Consider the following 14,858-nt stretch of genomic DNA (forward strand, 5'->3'; position numbering starts at 1 on the left):
GGTCAGTAGGTCCGCTTCGTGGCGCTGACCGCCAGCTCCGCCAGCCGTTCACCGGCCGGTTCGGCGATCGGCGCCTGGTCCAGGGCGCGCAGGGCCGACCCGGTCAGCTCGGCGATCCGGTCCTCGATCGCGTCCACCGCGCCGACCTCGCGCAGCCGGGCGCGCACCTCGTCCACCATGGCCACGTCCAGGTCGGGCTTGCCCAGCGCCTCGTGCAGCACGTCCGCGCCGTACTCCATCCCCAGCGCCACCAGCAGCGTCCGCTTGCCCTCGCGCAGGTCGTCGCCCGCGGGCTTGCCGGTCACCACCGGGTCGCCGAACACGCCGAGCAGGTCGTCCCGCAGCTGGAACGCCACCCCGATGTCCGTGCCGAACGAGCGCAGGCCGGCCACCAGCTCGGGTGAGCCGCCGCCGATCGCCGCGCCCATGTGCAGCGGGCGTTCCACGGTGTACGCGGCGGTCTTGAGCCGGTCGATGCGCAGAGCCGCGTCGGGCGAGCTGTCGCCGCGCGCCTGGGTGAGCACGTCGAGGAACTGGCCGGCGAGCATCTCGGTGCGCATGTCGCGCCACGGCAGGCTCAGCCGCTGGAGGGCGTCGGTGGGCAGGCCGGCGGCGAACAGCATGTCGTCCGCCCAGGCCAGCGCCACGTCGCCGATCAGCACCGACGCCGCCAGCCCGAACCGGTCGGCCTCACCCAGCCAGCCCTCGGCGCGGTGCTTGCGCGCGAACCGGACGTGCACGGTGGGCATGCCGCGGCGGGTCTCGGAGGCGTCCATCAGGTCGTCGTGCACCAGCGCGCACGCCTGGAGCAGCTCCAGCGAGCTGACCGCGGTGAGCACCGCGTCGGCCAGCTCGTCACCCGGGTCGCCGCCCGCTGCGCGCCAGCCCCACCACGCGAACGTCGGCCGGATCCGCTTGCCACCGCCGAGGACGAAATCGGACAGCGCGTCCACCGCGTCGGTGAACGTCTCCTCCATGCGCACGCCCAACGCCCGGCGGTCGGCGAGATAACCTGCCAACGCCTCGTCGACGTGCTTGGGCAGTTCTAGGTCCAACGCATGGAACGGCACCCGTCTATGGTCACCTCTGCCGCCGCCGGGTGCCCAACCGGGGGCCTTGTCCCATCACGTGAAAGGGAACTCCCACTGTCCGGACGTACCTCTAAGCTGAGCCCCATGACGTCGGTGGTCGAACGCCTGCGCGGGGATTCCCCCGTGTTCTCCGTCGAGTTCTTCCCGCCACGCGACGAGGCGGACGAGACCGTGCTCTGGCGCGCGATCCGCGAGCTGGAAGCCTTCGACCCGGCGTACGTGTCCATCACCTACGGCGCGGGCGGCTCCTCGCGTGACCGGACCATCCGCACCATCGGCCGGGTGGCGCAGGAGACGACGCTGGTGCCGATGGCGCACCTGACCGCCGTCGACCACTCGGTGGCCGAGCTGCGCAACGTGATCGGCTGGTACGCGGCGGTCGGCGTGCGCAACATCCTGGCCGTGCGCGGCGACCCGCCCGGCGACCCGAACGGCGAGTGGGTGGCCCACCCGGAGGGGCTGACGTACGCCGAAGAGCTGGTCCGGCTGTGCCGTGAGCTGGGCGACTTCTGCGTGGGCGTGGCGGCGTTCCCGTACGGGCACCCGCGGTCGGCGGATTTGGACGAGGACACCAAGTACCTGGTGCGGAAGCTGCGGGCGGGCGCCGACTTCGCGATCGCGCAGCTGTTCTTCGAGCCGGACGACTTCTTGCGCCTGCGTGACCGGGTCGCCGCCCTGGGGTGCGACGCGGACATCCTGCCGGGCCTCATGCCGTTGACCACGCCGCGGACGTTGGCCAAGACGGTGGAGCTGTCGGGCGCGCCGATGCCGGACTCGTTCGCGCGGCGGCTGAACCCGTACCTGGACGACCCCGCCGGGTTCCGCAAGGAAGGCATCGACGTGGTGACGGAGGTGGCGGAGCGGCTGCTCGCCGAGGGCGTGCCGTGCCTGCACTTCTACACGTTCAACCGGTCCAAGGCGACCCGCGAGATCGTCGGCAGACTCGGTCTGGTCCCAGCCAGGAGTGTGTGAATGGCCGCGAGGTCGCCTCGCTGAACGACCGAGGCGACCTCGCGGGCGTGTGGCTAGGCGTGCAGGTGGCGTTCGGTCGCCGAGTCGAGGGTGACGCCGAGCCGGTTCAGGCCGTTGATGCTGATGATCAACGCGAGCAGGTCGGCCAGTTCCTTCTCCGTGAACGTCGCGCTCGCGCGCTCCCACAACTCGTCGGGAACGCCGTGCTCGCCGAGCCGGGTCACCGCGTCGGTCAACTCCAGCGCGACCCGCTCGGTACCGCTGAAGAACTTCGACTCCCGCCACACCGACACGGCGAACAGCCGCTGCGGGTTCTCACCGGCCTTCATCGCGTCCGTCGTGTGCAGGTCCACGCAGAAAGCGCAGCCGTTGAGCACCGACGCCCGCAGCTGGACCAGCTCCACCAGCGTGCGGTCGACGTTCTCGGCGGCGTAGGCGGCCAGTCCGGTCATCAAGCGGTAGGCCTCGGGCGCGACCTTGGCGAATTTCATCCTCATGCCAGGTGGACGAGGCCGCCCCCGATCATGTGACAGCGCTCTACACGACCTGGCTGCGGCGGTGCGCCACCAGGGCCAGGACCAGGACGATCAGCACCGCGCCACCGGTCAGGCCGGCGACCAGCATGGTCCAGCCGAAGTACGACACCGAGTTCTCCCCGGCGTACCGGACCGTCGCGGTCAGCATCGAGGCCTGGCCGGGCTTCGGGGACCACGCGATGGTCGCGTCGTCCTCCTCTCGCCCGTTCGTGTCCACGATCTCACCCGGGAAGCTGATCTTCACCTGGATGTCCGAGCGCTCGGGCGGCACCTGCGTCAGGTCCACCGACCCGGACAACGTCACCAGGTCGCCCGACCGGCGGAAGGACAGCTGGTACCGGCTGGACGACGCGCTTGTCGCCGCCGACAGCGCCCTGACCTCCTCGAACGTCAACGCGCTGAACGACAGCTGCGTGCCGACGTAGTCGTCCACCTTGTACGGCTTGGTGCTCACCCGGCTGGCCAGCTCGTTCGGCACCTTCAACTGCGGCCCGGGGTCGTTGTCCTGGGTGGGCGGTGTGGCGGCGGTGATCTCGCCGGACACCCGGTCGTCCGAGGACAACGCCATGGCGGCGTGCAGCCGGACGCACCCCGTCAGCGAGAAGAGCGCGAGGAGGAACATCGGCAGGAGGAGCGCGGAGGCCCTGGACACGCGGCCATCCTGCCGGCAGCGGTCAAAAGTTGACCGCTGGGACACGATCGTGAGCGTGGCTAATTACCTGTTGGAGGGACATGGCCCGCAGTAACGTGCGACTCATGTCGACCTCCTCCTCCGCCGGCGTGCACGGCATCAGCAACCAGTTCGTAGCCGACTACGTGGCGGCGGACCCGCTGATCGCGACGTTCATCGGCGTGCCCGGTCACGACGACCGGCTGACCGACTACTCGCCGGAGGGTCACGCCGCCCGCAAGGAGCTGGCACAGCGCGCGCTCGCCGCCGTCAACGCGGCCGAACCCGCGGACAAGTCCGAAGCCGACGCCAAAGCCGTGTTCACGGAGCGGATCGGCCTGGAGGTCGAGCTGTACGAAGCCGGCCTGATGGAGGGCAGGCTCAACGTCATCGCCAGCCCCGTGCAGTCGATGCGCGAGGTGTTCGACCAGATGCCCACCGAGACGGCCGACGACTGGGCCGTGATCGCCAAGCGGCTCATCGCCGTGCCGGACGCGGTGGCGAACCTGCGAGCGGGCCTCGCGTACGCCGCGGACAAGAACCGGTCGGCGGCGTTGCGGCAGGTCACGCGGGTCGCCGAGCAGTGCGACACGTGGGCGGGCCGTGGCGGCCAGTCGTCGTTCTTCGCCACCCTGATCGCCGACGCACCCGCGGACGGCGCGCTGCGCACCGAGCTGGAGGCGGGCGCGAAGGCCGCCGCCGAGGCGTACGGCGACCTGGCCGCGTTCCTGCGCGACGACCTCGCGCCGAAGGCGCCGAAGAAGGACGCGGTCGGCGAGGACGTCTACCGGCTCCAGTCCCGCTACTTCACCGGCTCCCGCTTCGACCTGGCCGAGGCCTACGCGTGGGGCTGGGAGGAGTTCACCCGCATCGAGACCGAGATGAAGCAGGTGGCGGACCGGATCAAGCCGGGCGCCACGCTCGCCGAGGCCGCCGCCGCGCTGGACGCGAACCCGCGTTACCTGGTGCACGGCAAGGACGGCCTCCAGTCGTGGATGCAGGAGCTGTCCGACAAGGCGCTGCTGGACGTGCGCGGCGTGCACTTCGAGCTGCCGGACGAGCTGATGAAGCTGGAGTGCCGCATCGCGCCGCCCGGTGGTGGCGTCGGCGCGTACTACAGCGGTCCCACGCCGGACTTCACCCGACCGGGCCGCATGTGGTGGTCCGTGCCGGACGACAAGGAGGAGTTCTCCACCTGGCGCGAGGTGTCGACCGTCTACCACGAGGGCGTGCCCGGCCACCACCTCCAGATCGCCACGGCGGTCTACCAGGCGGAGAAGCTGAACGAGTTCCAGCGGCTGCTGTGCTGGGTGTCCGGCCACGGCGAGGGCTGGGCCCTGTACGCCGAGCGGCTGATGCGCGAGCTCGGCTACCTGGAGGACGACGGCGACCTGCTGGGCATGCTCGACGCGCACCTGTTCCGCGCCGCCCGCGTCATCATCGACATCGGCATGCACCTGGAGCTGGAGATCCCCCGCGGCACCGGGTTCCACGAGGGCGAGCGGTGGACGCCGGACCTGGGCCTGGAGTTCATGCTCACCCGGACCATCACCGACGCGGCGCACGTGAAGGACGAGATCGACCGCTACCTGGGCTGGCCCGGCCAGGCGCCGTCGTACAAGCTCGGCGAACGGCTGTGGCTGGCGGCCCGCGAAGACGCCCGTACCCGGCATGGTTCCGAGTTCGACCTCAAGCGTTTTCACAAGGAAGCCTTGGAGATGGGGGCCATGGGGCTGGACACTCTTCGTGAGCGGCTCGCGGAGCTCTGACCCTTTCGGGTCCGGTGACCTCACGTCGAGGTCACCGGATCGAGGGTTGGATGTGGGCGGACGAAAAACGGGGAGCGGGGGAACGATGGCCAGACGTGCGATGCGGTCCGCGCTGGGCGTGGTGCTGGCGGGCGCGCTGCTGATCGCCGGCGCCCCGGCGTCCGGGCAGGCCCAGCCGGTCGAGGACCAGACCGAGTGGCGCGTCCGGCAGGAGATCGTGGACCACGCGCTGCGCGAGGTCGGCCAGCGTGAGGGGAACGGCAACTACTACCCCGAGAAGTACTCGCAGACCGGTCAGGGCGTGCTGCGCCCGGCCGAGTGGTGCGGCGTGTTCGTCAACTGGGCGTGGACGACGGGCGGCGTGCCGGACAAGCCGTCGATGCGCCCCGCGCCGGGTGGGTCCGTGCTCGACCAGGGGCACTGGGCGACGTACTGGCAGAAGTGGGGCAAGGCGAACGGCCGGTGGAAGGACATCGGCGAGCGCGACGTGGAGCCTGGTGACGCCGTGGTGTACGGCAACTACCCGGACATGCACGCGCACGTCGGCCTGGTGGTCGAGGTCAAGTACGACCGGAGCGGGCATCAGGCGACGCACGTCCGCACCGTCGAGGGAAACTTCGGCGACCGGGTCGTCTACTCGAAGATGCGCCCGATCGAAGGGCTGAACGCGGGCAGGTACCTCCAGGCGACGGGCTTCGTCTCGCCGTTCTAGCACTTCCGTTGATCTACCCTGCGGCACGTGATCACCACGGACTGGGGCGGGGTGCGTGAACGCGTCGAGGCGCTCGCGCGACGGGACAAGGCCGACGTGCTCTTCGGCTACGGCGGCCGGGGGCACGGCCACCGGTTGCGGCTCGACGCACCGCTCTCGGAAGAGCAGCTGGATGAGGCCGAGGCGCGATTGCGGGTGACCCTGCCGGCGGACTACCGCTCGTTCCTGCTCCAGGTCGGGGCGGGCGGCGCGGGTCCGTTCTACGGGATCGGCTCGTTGGTGCGGCAGGACGACGGCTGGAGCTGGAACGGCCCGGGGCTGGAGTCCGATCTCGGCCGGCTCCACCTGCCGTTCGCGGGCGAAGACGTCATCACGGAGGCCCTGGCCGAGCACGACGGTAGGGAGCCGGTCTTGCGGGACTTCCCCGGCATCGAGGAGTTCAGCCGGGCGTTCAAGGCCTGGGACGGCGAGGGCGAAGTCCTGTTCCGCCGGATGGCCACCGGCGCGGTGCGGCTGAGCCACTTCGGCTGCGGCGCCTACTACTGGCTCGTCGTCAGCGGGTCCGAACGCGGTCACCTGTGGGTCGAGAACCGTCCGGTCGACCTCGGCTTCACCCCGCTCACCCGTCCCGAGCCGCGGGTCACCTTCACCCGGTGGTACCTCGACTGGCTGGCCGCGGCCGAAGACCAAGTAGACCGCGCGAGCCGCTGACCTCAGGTGACCGGTTTCTAGGTGACCGGCAGGGTGCGGCCCAGCACGGCGAACGGCCGGGGGTCGCCGGTGAACTGGTAGTGCCGCAGCACGTCCACGAAACCCATCCGCCGGTACAGCCGCCACGCCTTGCTCGGACCCTCCGGAGTGGACAGCAGCACCCGTGAACTGGGCACGCCGGCCAGCAGGTTCCGCAGCAGCTGCTCACCGATGCCCCGGCTCTGCGCGCGCGGCAGGACGTGGAGTTCGGTCAGCTCGAAGTAGTCGCGCATCCACTCCTCTACCGCGTTCGGCCCGGCGACCATGGTCAGCCCGTGCCGCACCTGCTCGTGCCACCACTGGCCGACCGAGCCGCGGTAGCCGTAGCCGATGCCGACCAGCTCGTCCTGCTCTCCCAACGCCACCACGCACCGCCAGCCCTCGCGCAGCATGTGCGCCAACCACATGGGCGCGCGCTGCTCGGCCGTGCCGGGCGGGTAGTCCATCGCGCTCACGTAGAGCGCGAGCGCCTCGTCCAACCGGGAGTTCAGCTCACGCGAGGACAGCGTGACGATCCGCTGCGACGGCGCGGCGGTCACCGGGCGACCTCGGCGGGTGTGCCACCGGTCAGGTCGACCAGACCCGCGTAAGTGGTGGGGTAGAGCGCGTGCGGGTGCCCGGCGGCGGCCCACACCACGTCGTGCCGCTCCAGCGCGACGTCGACGAACGTGCGGATCGGCGCGGGGTGGCCCACCGGGGAGACGCCGCCGATGACCTGGCCGGTGTGCTCACGCACGAACGCGGGGGTGGCCCGTTCGATCGAGTCGGCGCCGGCCAGCGCGGCGAGCTTGTCGGTGTCCGCCCGGTGCGCGCCGGACGTGAGCACGAGCAGTGGCGCGGCGACACCGTCGCGGACCGCGGCGAACACCAGGCTGTTCGCGATCGCGCCGACCGGCACGCCCACCGCGTCGGCCGCTTCGGCGGCGGTGCGAACGGCGTCGGCCAGCACGCGAATCCCGTTCGCCGCCTCGTGATGGCCCGCCTCGGACAGTGCGGCGGCCACCTTGCGGATGCCGGGGTGGTCGAGTGCGCTCACCTGTTCATAAGACCACGGGCGGTCGGCTTGAGGAGTTCCGGGCCGGCAGGTTACTCTGGTCTTGCTCGAACATTTGTTCGAGCAATGCCTTGGTGGTGGGGCGGGGGAAGCGCCCCACCACCAAGTGCCGCCGTCTCCCCGCGGCGGTCGTCGCTGTCCCGACGCCGCGAGGAGGCCGCGATATGACTCAGACCTTCCCCCGCCGCATTCCCCTCCCACTGCCACCGGCGTCGGCCGTGACCCTGCTCGGTCAGGCGCGCGAGTGCCTGGCCGAGGCCGAACGGGACCCGTTGCCGCACACCCGCTTCGCCACGGCCTACCTGGCCGCGATGCGGGCCGCGGCGGCCGTGCTGGCGGCCCGCGGCCGACCCCACCGGGGCCGGGCCAGGCCGACCAGCGTGTGGCTCCTGCTGTCCTCCCTCGCGCCGGAACTGCGCGAGTGGGCCGCGTTCTTCGCCGAGTGCTCGGCGACGCGCGCGGCCGTGTTGGCGGGCATCACCAGGCAGGTCACCCCGCGGGCAGCCGACGACCTGGTGCGCCAAGCGGCGCAGTTCACCGAGTTGGTCGACGAGATCATGTACGAGGACGGACTGTGAGCAGGGGACTGGTCGCCTACGACCGCCTGATCGACGTAGTGGAGCAGGAAGCCGAGCGCCTGGCGGCGTCGGCCGAAGGACAGCGCCCGGAACGCCAGGTGCCCGCGTGCCCGGGACTCAACCTCGGGGAGACGGCGAGGCACGTGGGCAGCACGTACCGGATGGTGTCGACGTGGCTGAGGGAAGGCAGCCAACCGCTGGTGTGGCAGCAGGACCCGGAGAAGGGGCAGACGCTGCCCGAGTACGTCCGGTCGGGTGTGCCGCCGTTGGTTCGGGCATTGCGGGCTCGTGAGCCGGACGACCCGTGCGAGACGTGGTGGCCCGCCGAGCGCAACCACAACTTCTGGGCGCGACGGCTGGCGCACGAGTCGACCGTGCACCGGATGGACGTCCAGTCGGCGGTCGGGCTGCCGGTGGACCCGGTGGACGACGACGTGGCCGAGGACGGTGTGGACGAGATCCTGTCGCTGTGGCTGGGACACCGGCTGGACCTCCTCGGTGTGCGCGGCACCCGGCAGGGGACCGTGGCGCTCCGTGCCGGGAACAAGGTGTGGCTCGCGACGACCGGACCGGACCCGGCCGTGGCACGGCTGGTCGACGACGAGGAAGCGGCGTCGGCGGACGGCGAGGTGACCGGCACTCCGATGCAGCTGTACCGCTGGCTGTGGGGCCGCATCCCGGACCGCGACCTGCCACCGCCGACCGGTGACCACGACGCGATCGCCCAGCTGTGGGCGTTGCTGAGGCTGGCCACCAAGTAGCCGGACCACCAAGTAGCCGGCCACCAAGTAGACGTGCGTCCGCCGCCGGGTAACCCGACCCCCCACCCGGCGGCGGGCGCACCCGACCCGCGCTCGACGGCGGGCGCACCCGACCCGCGCTCGACGGCGGGCGCACCCGACCGCACGGCCCGGTAGCTTTCCGGCGATGACCGAGTTCCGACCGCCAGGACGTGCCCGCGGTGGTGTCGTGGTGTGCCATGAGATCTGGGGCATCACGCCACCGCTGCTGACCGCGGCACGCGCCCTGGCCGCCGCCGGTTTCCTCGTCACCGTGCCGGACTTCTACGCCGGGCTGGACCGTCCGCACCCGCCGACCCACGCCCGCGCACGCCAGTGGCGTGACAGCCTCGACGTCACCGGAATCCGGCGGGTGCTGGACGAGGCGATCGACCGGCTGCGGACCGAGGGTGTGCCACGGGTCGGTGTGCTCGGGTACTCGATGGGCGGCGCCATCGCGCTGTGGGCCGCCACGGTCCCCGACATCGACGCGGCCGTCACGTTCTACGGCGGCGGCCTGCTGAAGCCGTACTGGCCGGACATGCCCGCGGGAGTCGTGCTGGCCGAACGCCTGGCCGTGCCGTGGATCGGCTTCTACGGGGCACGCGACCCGCTCACCCCGCCGGACGCGCTCCGACGACTCCAAGACGTGGTCGACGGCCGCGCCACCGTCTTCGAAGGGCTGGACCACGGCTTCGCCCTCGACCCCGCCGATCCCCGCCACGCGCCGGTTGAAGCCGCCGCCGCCTGGCAGGACACCATCGCGTTCCTCAACGGCTGACGCACGAAGTTCAGAGCGCGATCGAGGTCGCCTCACGCAGGCCGTCGGCGGTCGCCGTCTCCAGGCGGAACCGGGCGTCGCGGCCGTCGATCTCCAGCACGCCCACCGAGTTGCCGAAGTGCGGGCCGCTGAGCTTGCGCCACGCCACCGGGTCCGGCGAGATCCCGCGCCGGTCCGCCCACCACCGCAGCACCCGCGCGATCGGCCGTGACCACGCCAGCCGGAACGCGGGCCGGAACACCCACGGCGGCTCGTTGTGCACGGGCGAGCACACGAGTTGGTACACCTTCGAGGCCACCGGCGACTCGAACGCCGCCCGCGCCGCGTAACTGTGGTGCACGTCCCCGGACAGCACGCACACCGTGGCGGGCGCGTCGTCGGACCGCCCGATCCGCCCCAGCAGCCGGGCCAGCCGCTCGAACGACCCGCGGAACGCGGGCCAGTGCTCCAGGTCCCAGGCCTGCCGCACCTTCTCCCCGAGCCGCCCGCGCCACCCCGGCAGGCCCGCCATCCGCTCGTTCAGCGACTGGAAGTGGCTCAGCGCGTGCGGCATCAGCCACGGCAGCGACGAGCCGACCAGCAGGTGGTCGAAGTCGCCCTGCGCGTTCTCCTCGATCCAGCCGAACTCGCGGTCGCCCACCATCAGCCGTTGCGGCCCGGACAGGATCCGACCACCGCGGGTGTCGATCACCAGCAGCCGCACCCGGCCGAAGTCACGCCGGTAGCTCCACCGCGTCGACTTGCCACCGTCGACCTCCTTGTCGGCCTGCCCGGCGAAGTCCTCCAGCAGCCCTTGCACGTCACCGCCGCTCGCCCGGACCTTCCCGTACAGCTCGTCGCGCGCCAACTCGTCGGGGGAGAGGTTGCCCAGGTGCTGGTACACCCAGTACGACGCGAGCCCCGCCCGGATGCGCTCCGGCCACCACGGCTTGGCCGCCATCTGCTCGCGCCACGTCCGCGAGGTGTTCCAGTCGTCCCGCACGTCGTGGTCGTCGAAGATCATCGACGTCGGCGCCACGGACATCAGCCAGCGGACCTCCGGGTCGGCCCACGACTCGTGGTAAAGCTCGGCGTACTCGCGGAACGACACCACTTCGCCTGCGGGCTCGGGTCTGCGTTCCGCCAACCACCGGGTGACGCGCGGCGTCGGCTCGTCCGCGTAGACCTGATCGCCGAGCAGCACCAACGCGTCCGGCCACTTGTCCCGCGGCTGGTCCACCATCCGCGACGCGTACGCGTCCAGGGCGTCCAGCCCGAGCTTGTCCGGTTTCCCCGGCACGGGTTCGGTCTTCGCCGCCCGGCACGAGCCGAACATCAGCCGCCGCACCGGGCCGGTCCTGATGACGGGCGGCGGGTACGGCGAATCCGGCCGCGGCCACACCACCTCGTCGTCCAGCCGCACGTCGTACGGCGTGGTCGTGCCGGGCGCCAGCCCTTCGACCACGACCAGGGCGAAGTGCTGCTCGCCCACCTGGAACGTCTCGGCCCGCCCGCCCGCGACGGCGACCTCACAAGCGACGTCGGTCTCGACCCACACCGTCGCCGAAGTGGAGTCGACGTGCCGCAACACCGGACCAAGTACCAGCTCAGCCATTCGGCAGACGTTACCGTCGGGACATGGCAACGAGGTGGTGCGATGTCGTCGTGGACGCGGTCGACCCGGCGGCACTGGCCCGTTTCTGGTCGGCGTTGCTGGAGCGGCCGATCACCGGCGAGAGCGCCGACGAGGTCGACGTGGCGCTGGCCGACGGGATGGAGTTGGTGTTCGGGACGGTGCCCGAGCCGAAGTCGGTGAAGGACCGCGTGCACCTGGACCTGGCTTCCTCCTCGCCGGAGGACCAGGCGGCGATCGTGGCGCGGGCCGTCGACCTCGGGGCGAAGACCGTGGACGTCGGGCAGGGCGACGTGCCGTGGGTGGTGCTGGCCGACCCGGAGGGCAACGAGTTCTGCGTGTTGGAGCAGCGTGACGAGTACGCGCACACCGGCCCGGTGGCCGCGGTCGTGGTGGACTCGTTCGACCCGCCTGCGCAGGCGGCGTTCTGGGCCGGCGTGGTCGGGTTGCCGGTGATCGGCGAGGGTGCCGACTTCGCGTCGTTGGCGCGGGAAGCCGGGCCGTCGCTGGAGTTCGTGCGGGTGAACGAGCCGAAGGTGGTGAAGAACCGGATCCACCTGGACGTCGCGCCGCCCGCGGACGGCGACCTGCTGATCGAGGTGGCGCGGTTGGAGGCGTGGGGCGCGGTGCGGGCGGACGTGGGGCAGATCGACGTGCCGTGGGTGGTGCTGGCGGATCGTGAAGGCAACGAATTCTGCGTGCTGACACCACGTTGACCCGGCCATGATGGCGAGCGTGATGCAGCCCGCGTACTTAGAACCGCGCACGGACGTCCCCGCGGTGGACGACTGGTCCACCAAGTTGTTCCTCGACGAGGACAAGGCCTTCGCGCACGTGAACGACGCGATGGCCGTGGGGTCGCTGACGGTCGCGGTGAGCCTCGTGGTGTTCCCCGAGACCACTCCCGGCACCGTGGCGGCGGTGGTGGTGCTCGCGCTGCTGGGTCTCAACGCGGCGCTCGCAGCGCTGGTCCACCGGCACGAGCGGGCGCCGCGCCGGCGTGGACTGCTCGACCGACCGTGGCGGCGCGTTCCCGCGACGGTCGCCGCCGGCGGGACGTGGGACGAGGATCGGCTCATCCTCTTCACCGAGGACGGCACGGTCGTCCTGCGCGGTTCGCTGCCCGACGTGCCGCTCCAGGTGTTGGACCGGCAGGAGGTGTTCCTGTGCGGGCCGGACGACGAGGGCCGCGCCGTGGTTCGCGTCGCGGGCCTGTGCACCCTGTTCCCGATGCGGGTGGACGCCGAGGCCGACGAAGTGCGTCCCCGTGAACGCGAACCACACCTGATCGGCCGTCCGCTGGACGACCCGGTGGTGGCGCGGGCGTTCCGCGGCTTCCGTTGGGGCGCCCGAGCCTGGGTGTGGCCCACGGGGGCAGCGGTGATCGGCGCCGCGGTGGTGTCGCTGAGCCTGTCACCCCTGGCCCCGGCGGGTCTGGTGGTCGGCGGGCTCCTGATCGTCGCCGCAGCCATCCTGTCGCCGGGTGTGGCCCTCATCGGCGGGCTGTACCGCCAGGCGGTGGCGGCGGCCGAAGCGGCGACGAAGTGGACGCCGGTCCCCGTCACGCTCTTCCCATGGGAAGAGGAGCACGAGGTAGCCGGGCTCGCCCAGTTGCCGACCGGCACGGCGGTGGTGCGGTTCCCGCTGCCGGACCGGGACCTGATCGCGAACATCGCCGAGACGGGGACGATGTGGATGGCGGGCGAGGGCAGCGGCGTCGTCACCGTCGGCCTGCCGCGCGTGCACGCGCTCATGGTCGTGATGGTCGAGCGGGACCGCGACGTGCCGGAGGAGAACCCGCAGCCGTGGCTGCGGCGCGTCTTCGAACCGTCATGGGACGGTGTTCCGACGCTCCGCGGCTGAACGAAAAAAGTCCGGAGTCGATGTCGGATCGGGGCAGAGGCGTTCGTAGTAGGGGTGAGAGGCCGCCCACGAGGGGCGCCCCGAACCACAGGAGATGATCTCAGATGCAGTACCTGCTTTCCGTGATCCACGACTCGTCCACCTTGGCCACGTCGGACGAGATGGCCGCCATCGACGTGTTCAACGACCGGCTCCAGGCCGAGGGGTACTGGGTCTTCGCCGGCGGACTCGGCGGGCCCGACATGGCCACCGTCGTCGACAACCGCGGTGGCGAGGCGATGGTCACCGACGGGCCCTTCGTGGAGACGAAGGAGTACCTCATCGGCTTCTGGATCATCGAGGCCCCCGACCTCGACGTCGCGCTCAAGCTCGCCACCGATGGGTCGAAGGCCTGCAACCGGAAGGTCGAGGTGCGGCCGTTCCTGTGAACGAAGTCCGTGAGGCGATCACCCGAGCCCACCACGAGGAGTGGGCACGGGTGGTCGCCGCCTTGACCAGGCGTTTCGGTGACCTCGACATCGCCGAGGAGGCGGCGGCCGAGGCGTTCGCGGCCGCCGTCGAGCGCTGGCCGGCCGACGGTGTGCCCGCCAACCCCGGCGCCTGGCTGACCACCACCGCCAACCGCAAGGCCATCGACCGGATCCGGCGCGAGACCAAGCGCGACGACAAGCACAAGGAGGCTCGGATGTTGTACGACGACTCGCGCGGGCCTCTCGAAGGCTCTGTGGACGACGCCATCGAAGACGCCATCGAGGACGAGCGGCTCCGGCTGATCTTCACCTGCTGTCACCCGGCGCTCGCGCCGGAGACCCGCGTGGCGCTGACGTTGCGCATGGTCGGCGGTCTGACCGTGGCCGAGATCGCCCGTGCCTTCCTGGTGCAGGAGGCCGCCATGGGGCAGCGGATCACCCGCGCGAAGGCCAAGATCAAGGCGGCCCGCATCCCCTACCGGGTGCCGTCGGCGGAGGATCTCCCGGCACGCGTCTCCGGCGTGCTCGCCGTGCTCTTCCTCGTCTTCAACGAGGGCTACCTGGCGACCGGCCCCGACACCGATCCGGTGCGTCCCGGCCTGACCGCCGAGGCGATCCGGCTCGCCCGCCTGGTCCGCGCCCTCATGCCGGAGGACGGTGAGGTGGCCGGGCTGCTGGCGTTGATGCTCCTCATCGAGTCCCGCCGCCCCGCGCGGGTTTCGGCGAGCGGCGAACTGGTCGCCCTGGACGAGCAGGATCGCGGGTCCTGGGACACGGCGCTGATCGCCGAGGGGCATCGGCTGGTGCGCGAGCGCCTGGCCACCGGGGTGGCGCCGGGCCGCTACCAGATCCTCGCGGCCATCAACGCCGTGCACACCTCCGCCCGCGACGTGCGCGACACCGACTGGTCGCAGGTAGTCGCCCTCTACGACCAGCTCGTCCGCCTCGACGCCTCGCCGATCGTCGCCCTCAACCGGGCCATCGCGGTCGCCGAACTCGACGGCGCGGAGGTGGCGCTGGCGGCCGTCGACCGTCTTGAGGACAGGTTGGCCGGCTATCACGCCTACCACGCGACCCGTGCCGACCTGCTACGACGGCTGGGCCGCAGCCGGGAGTCGCGCGCCGCCTACGACAGGGCCATCGAACTGGCGGGCAACACCGCTCAGACCGCCTACCTGACCCGCCGCCGCGACCAGCTGGGATAGCCCGCGCTGGGCGCTG

General features: G+C 71.4%; 17 protein-coding genes. 11 read left to right on the forward strand and 6 right to left on the reverse strand.

Annotation, left to right across the window (positions count from 1 at the left end):
* Positions 1-2: 2 nt before the first annotated feature.
* Positions 3-1,070, reverse strand: a complete 1,068-nt coding sequence (locus F4560_RS41010) for a polyprenyl synthetase family protein (protein ID WP_184928394.1) — start codon at positions 1,068-1,070, stop codon at positions 3-5.
* A 105-nt stretch (positions 1,071-1,175) separates the two neighbouring features.
* Here F4560_RS41010 and F4560_RS41015 point away from each other — a divergent pair, with 105 nt between their 5' ends.
* Positions 1,176-2,063, forward strand: coding sequence for a methylenetetrahydrofolate reductase (locus F4560_RS41015; protein ID WP_184928395.1), 888 nt, complete (start codon positions 1,176-1,178; stop codon positions 2,061-2,063).
* 53 nt (positions 2,064-2,116) lie between these two features.
* Here F4560_RS41015 and F4560_RS41020 read toward each other — a convergent pair whose 3' ends face one another.
* Together F4560_RS41020 and F4560_RS41025 are read right to left on the reverse strand one after the other, a co-directional pair.
* A complete protein-coding gene (locus F4560_RS41020) occupies positions 2,117-2,560 on the reverse strand; it encodes a carboxymuconolactone decarboxylase family protein (RefSeq protein ID WP_221483826.1) in 444 nt (147 codons plus the stop codon).
* A 40-nt stretch (positions 2,561-2,600) separates the two neighbouring features.
* The gene (locus F4560_RS41025) at positions 2,601-3,251 is read right to left on the reverse strand and encodes a DUF3153 domain-containing protein (RefSeq protein WP_184928396.1); all 651 of its coding nucleotides are present in this window, start codon (positions 3,249-3,251) and stop codon (positions 2,601-2,603) included.
* 104 nt (positions 3,252-3,355) lie between these two features.
* Between F4560_RS41025 and F4560_RS41030 the strand changes: the two genes are divergently transcribed.
* The 3 genes from F4560_RS41030 to F4560_RS41040 all read left to right on the forward strand — a co-directional run bounded on the left by F4560_RS41030 (position 3,356) and on the right by F4560_RS41040 (position 6,461).
* Complete coding sequence (locus tag F4560_RS41030) at positions 3,356-5,038, forward strand: DUF885 domain-containing protein (RefSeq protein WP_184928397.1); 1,683 nt, start codon at positions 3,356-3,358, stop codon at positions 5,036-5,038.
* 85 nt (positions 5,039-5,123) lie between these two features.
* The gene (locus F4560_RS41035; RefSeq protein ID WP_184928398.1) at positions 5,124-5,750 is read left to right on the forward strand and encodes a DUF4148 domain-containing protein; all 627 of its coding nucleotides are present in this window, start codon (positions 5,124-5,126) and stop codon (positions 5,748-5,750) included.
* Between the two features lie 27 nt (positions 5,751-5,777).
* Complete coding sequence (locus F4560_RS41040) at positions 5,778-6,461, forward strand: SMI1/KNR4 family protein (protein ID WP_184928399.1); 684 nt, start codon at positions 5,778-5,780, stop codon at positions 6,459-6,461.
* 17 nt (positions 6,462-6,478) lie between these two features.
* Here F4560_RS41040 and F4560_RS41045 read toward each other — a convergent pair whose 3' ends face one another.
* Together F4560_RS41045 and F4560_RS41050 are read right to left on the reverse strand one after the other, a co-directional pair.
* Entirely contained in the window at positions 6,479-7,039 is a 561-nt protein-coding gene (locus tag F4560_RS41045) for a GNAT family N-acetyltransferase (protein ID WP_184928400.1), read from the reverse strand.
* The gene (locus F4560_RS41050; protein ID WP_184928401.1) at positions 7,036-7,536 is read right to left on the reverse strand and encodes a YbaK/EbsC family protein; all 501 of its coding nucleotides are present in this window, start codon (positions 7,534-7,536) and stop codon (positions 7,036-7,038) included. Before F4560_RS41050 ends, F4560_RS41045 begins: the two co-directional genes overlap by 4 nt.
* A 182-nt stretch (positions 7,537-7,718) precedes the next feature.
* Between F4560_RS41050 and F4560_RS41055 the strand changes: the two genes are divergently transcribed.
* From F4560_RS41055 to F4560_RS41065, 3 genes are all read left to right on the forward strand, one after another.
* Positions 7,719-8,132 (forward strand): SAV_6107 family HEPN domain-containing protein, encoded by a 414-nt coding sequence (locus tag F4560_RS41055; RefSeq protein WP_184928402.1) that lies wholly within the window; start codon positions 7,719-7,721, stop codon positions 8,130-8,132.
* On the forward strand, positions 8,129-8,893 hold the full coding sequence (locus F4560_RS41060) for a maleylpyruvate isomerase family mycothiol-dependent enzyme (RefSeq protein WP_184928403.1): 765 nt from the start codon (positions 8,129-8,131) through the stop codon (positions 8,891-8,893). The genes F4560_RS41055 and F4560_RS41060 overlap by 4 nt, the downstream gene beginning before the upstream one ends.
* A 166-nt stretch (positions 8,894-9,059) precedes the next feature.
* The gene (locus F4560_RS41065; protein ID WP_184928404.1) at positions 9,060-9,692 is read left to right on the forward strand and encodes a dienelactone hydrolase family protein; all 633 of its coding nucleotides are present in this window, start codon (positions 9,060-9,062) and stop codon (positions 9,690-9,692) included.
* A 10-nt stretch (positions 9,693-9,702) separates the two neighbouring features.
* Here F4560_RS41065 and F4560_RS41070 read toward each other — a convergent pair whose 3' ends face one another.
* A complete protein-coding gene (locus tag F4560_RS41070; protein WP_184928405.1) occupies positions 9,703-11,286 on the reverse strand; it encodes an alkaline phosphatase D family protein in 1,584 nt (527 codons plus the stop codon).
* Positions 11,287-11,309: 23 nt separating this feature from the next.
* On the opposite strand from F4560_RS41070, the gene F4560_RS41075 reads away from it, so the two are divergent.
* From F4560_RS41075 to F4560_RS41090, 4 genes are all read left to right on the forward strand, one after another.
* Positions 11,310-12,020, forward strand: a complete 711-nt coding sequence (locus F4560_RS41075) for a VOC family protein (protein ID WP_184928406.1) — start codon at positions 11,310-11,312, stop codon at positions 12,018-12,020.
* 19 nt (positions 12,021-12,039) lie between these two features.
* Complete coding sequence (locus F4560_RS41080; RefSeq protein WP_184928407.1) at positions 12,040-13,167, forward strand: hypothetical protein; 1,128 nt, start codon at positions 12,040-12,042, stop codon at positions 13,165-13,167.
* 104 nt (positions 13,168-13,271) lie between these two features.
* Positions 13,272-13,595: a YciI family protein gene (locus tag F4560_RS41085; RefSeq protein ID WP_184928408.1), complete on the forward strand. Its 324-nt coding sequence runs from the start codon at positions 13,272-13,274 to the stop codon at positions 13,593-13,595.
* Positions 13,592-14,842, forward strand: coding sequence for an RNA polymerase sigma factor (locus tag F4560_RS41090; RefSeq protein WP_184928409.1), 1,251 nt, complete (start codon positions 13,592-13,594; stop codon positions 14,840-14,842). Before F4560_RS41085 ends, F4560_RS41090 begins: the two co-directional genes overlap by 4 nt.
* Positions 14,843-14,858 lie beyond the last annotated feature (16 nt).

The organism is Saccharothrix ecbatanensis, assembly GCF_014205015.1.
GTDB lineage: Bacteria > Actinomycetota > Actinomycetes > Mycobacteriales > Pseudonocardiaceae > Actinosynnema > Actinosynnema ecbatanense.

Excerpts from the sequence above, each read along its gene's own strand:
- F4560_RS41015 (WP_184928395.1), top strand. The coding sequence starts at position 1,176 with ATGACGTCGGTGGTCGAACGCCTGCGCGGGGATTCCCCCGTGTTCTCC.
- F4560_RS41020 (WP_221483826.1), bottom strand. The coding sequence starts at position 2,560 with ATGAGGATGAAATTCGCCAAGGTCGCGCCCGAGGCCTACCGCTTGATG.
- F4560_RS41030 (WP_184928397.1), top strand. The coding sequence starts at position 3,356 with ATGTCGACCTCCTCCTCCGCCGGCGTGCACGGCATCAGCAACCAGTTC.
- F4560_RS41035 (WP_184928398.1), top strand. The coding sequence starts at position 5,124 with ATGGCCAGACGTGCGATGCGGTCCGCGCTGGGCGTGGTGCTGGCGGGC.
- F4560_RS41055 (WP_184928402.1), top strand. The coding sequence starts at position 7,719 with ATGACTCAGACCTTCCCCCGCCGCATTCCCCTCCCACTGCCACCGGCG.
- F4560_RS41065 (WP_184928404.1), top strand. The coding sequence starts at position 9,060 with ATGACCGAGTTCCGACCGCCAGGACGTGCCCGCGGTGGTGTCGTGGTG.
- F4560_RS41070 (WP_184928405.1), bottom strand. The coding sequence starts at position 11,286 with ATGGCTGAGCTGGTACTTGGTCCGGTGTTGCGGCACGTCGACTCCACT.
- F4560_RS41075 (WP_184928406.1), top strand. The coding sequence starts at position 11,310 with ATGGCAACGAGGTGGTGCGATGTCGTCGTGGACGCGGTCGACCCGGCG.
- F4560_RS41085 (WP_184928408.1), top strand. The coding sequence starts at position 13,272 with ATGCAGTACCTGCTTTCCGTGATCCACGACTCGTCCACCTTGGCCACG.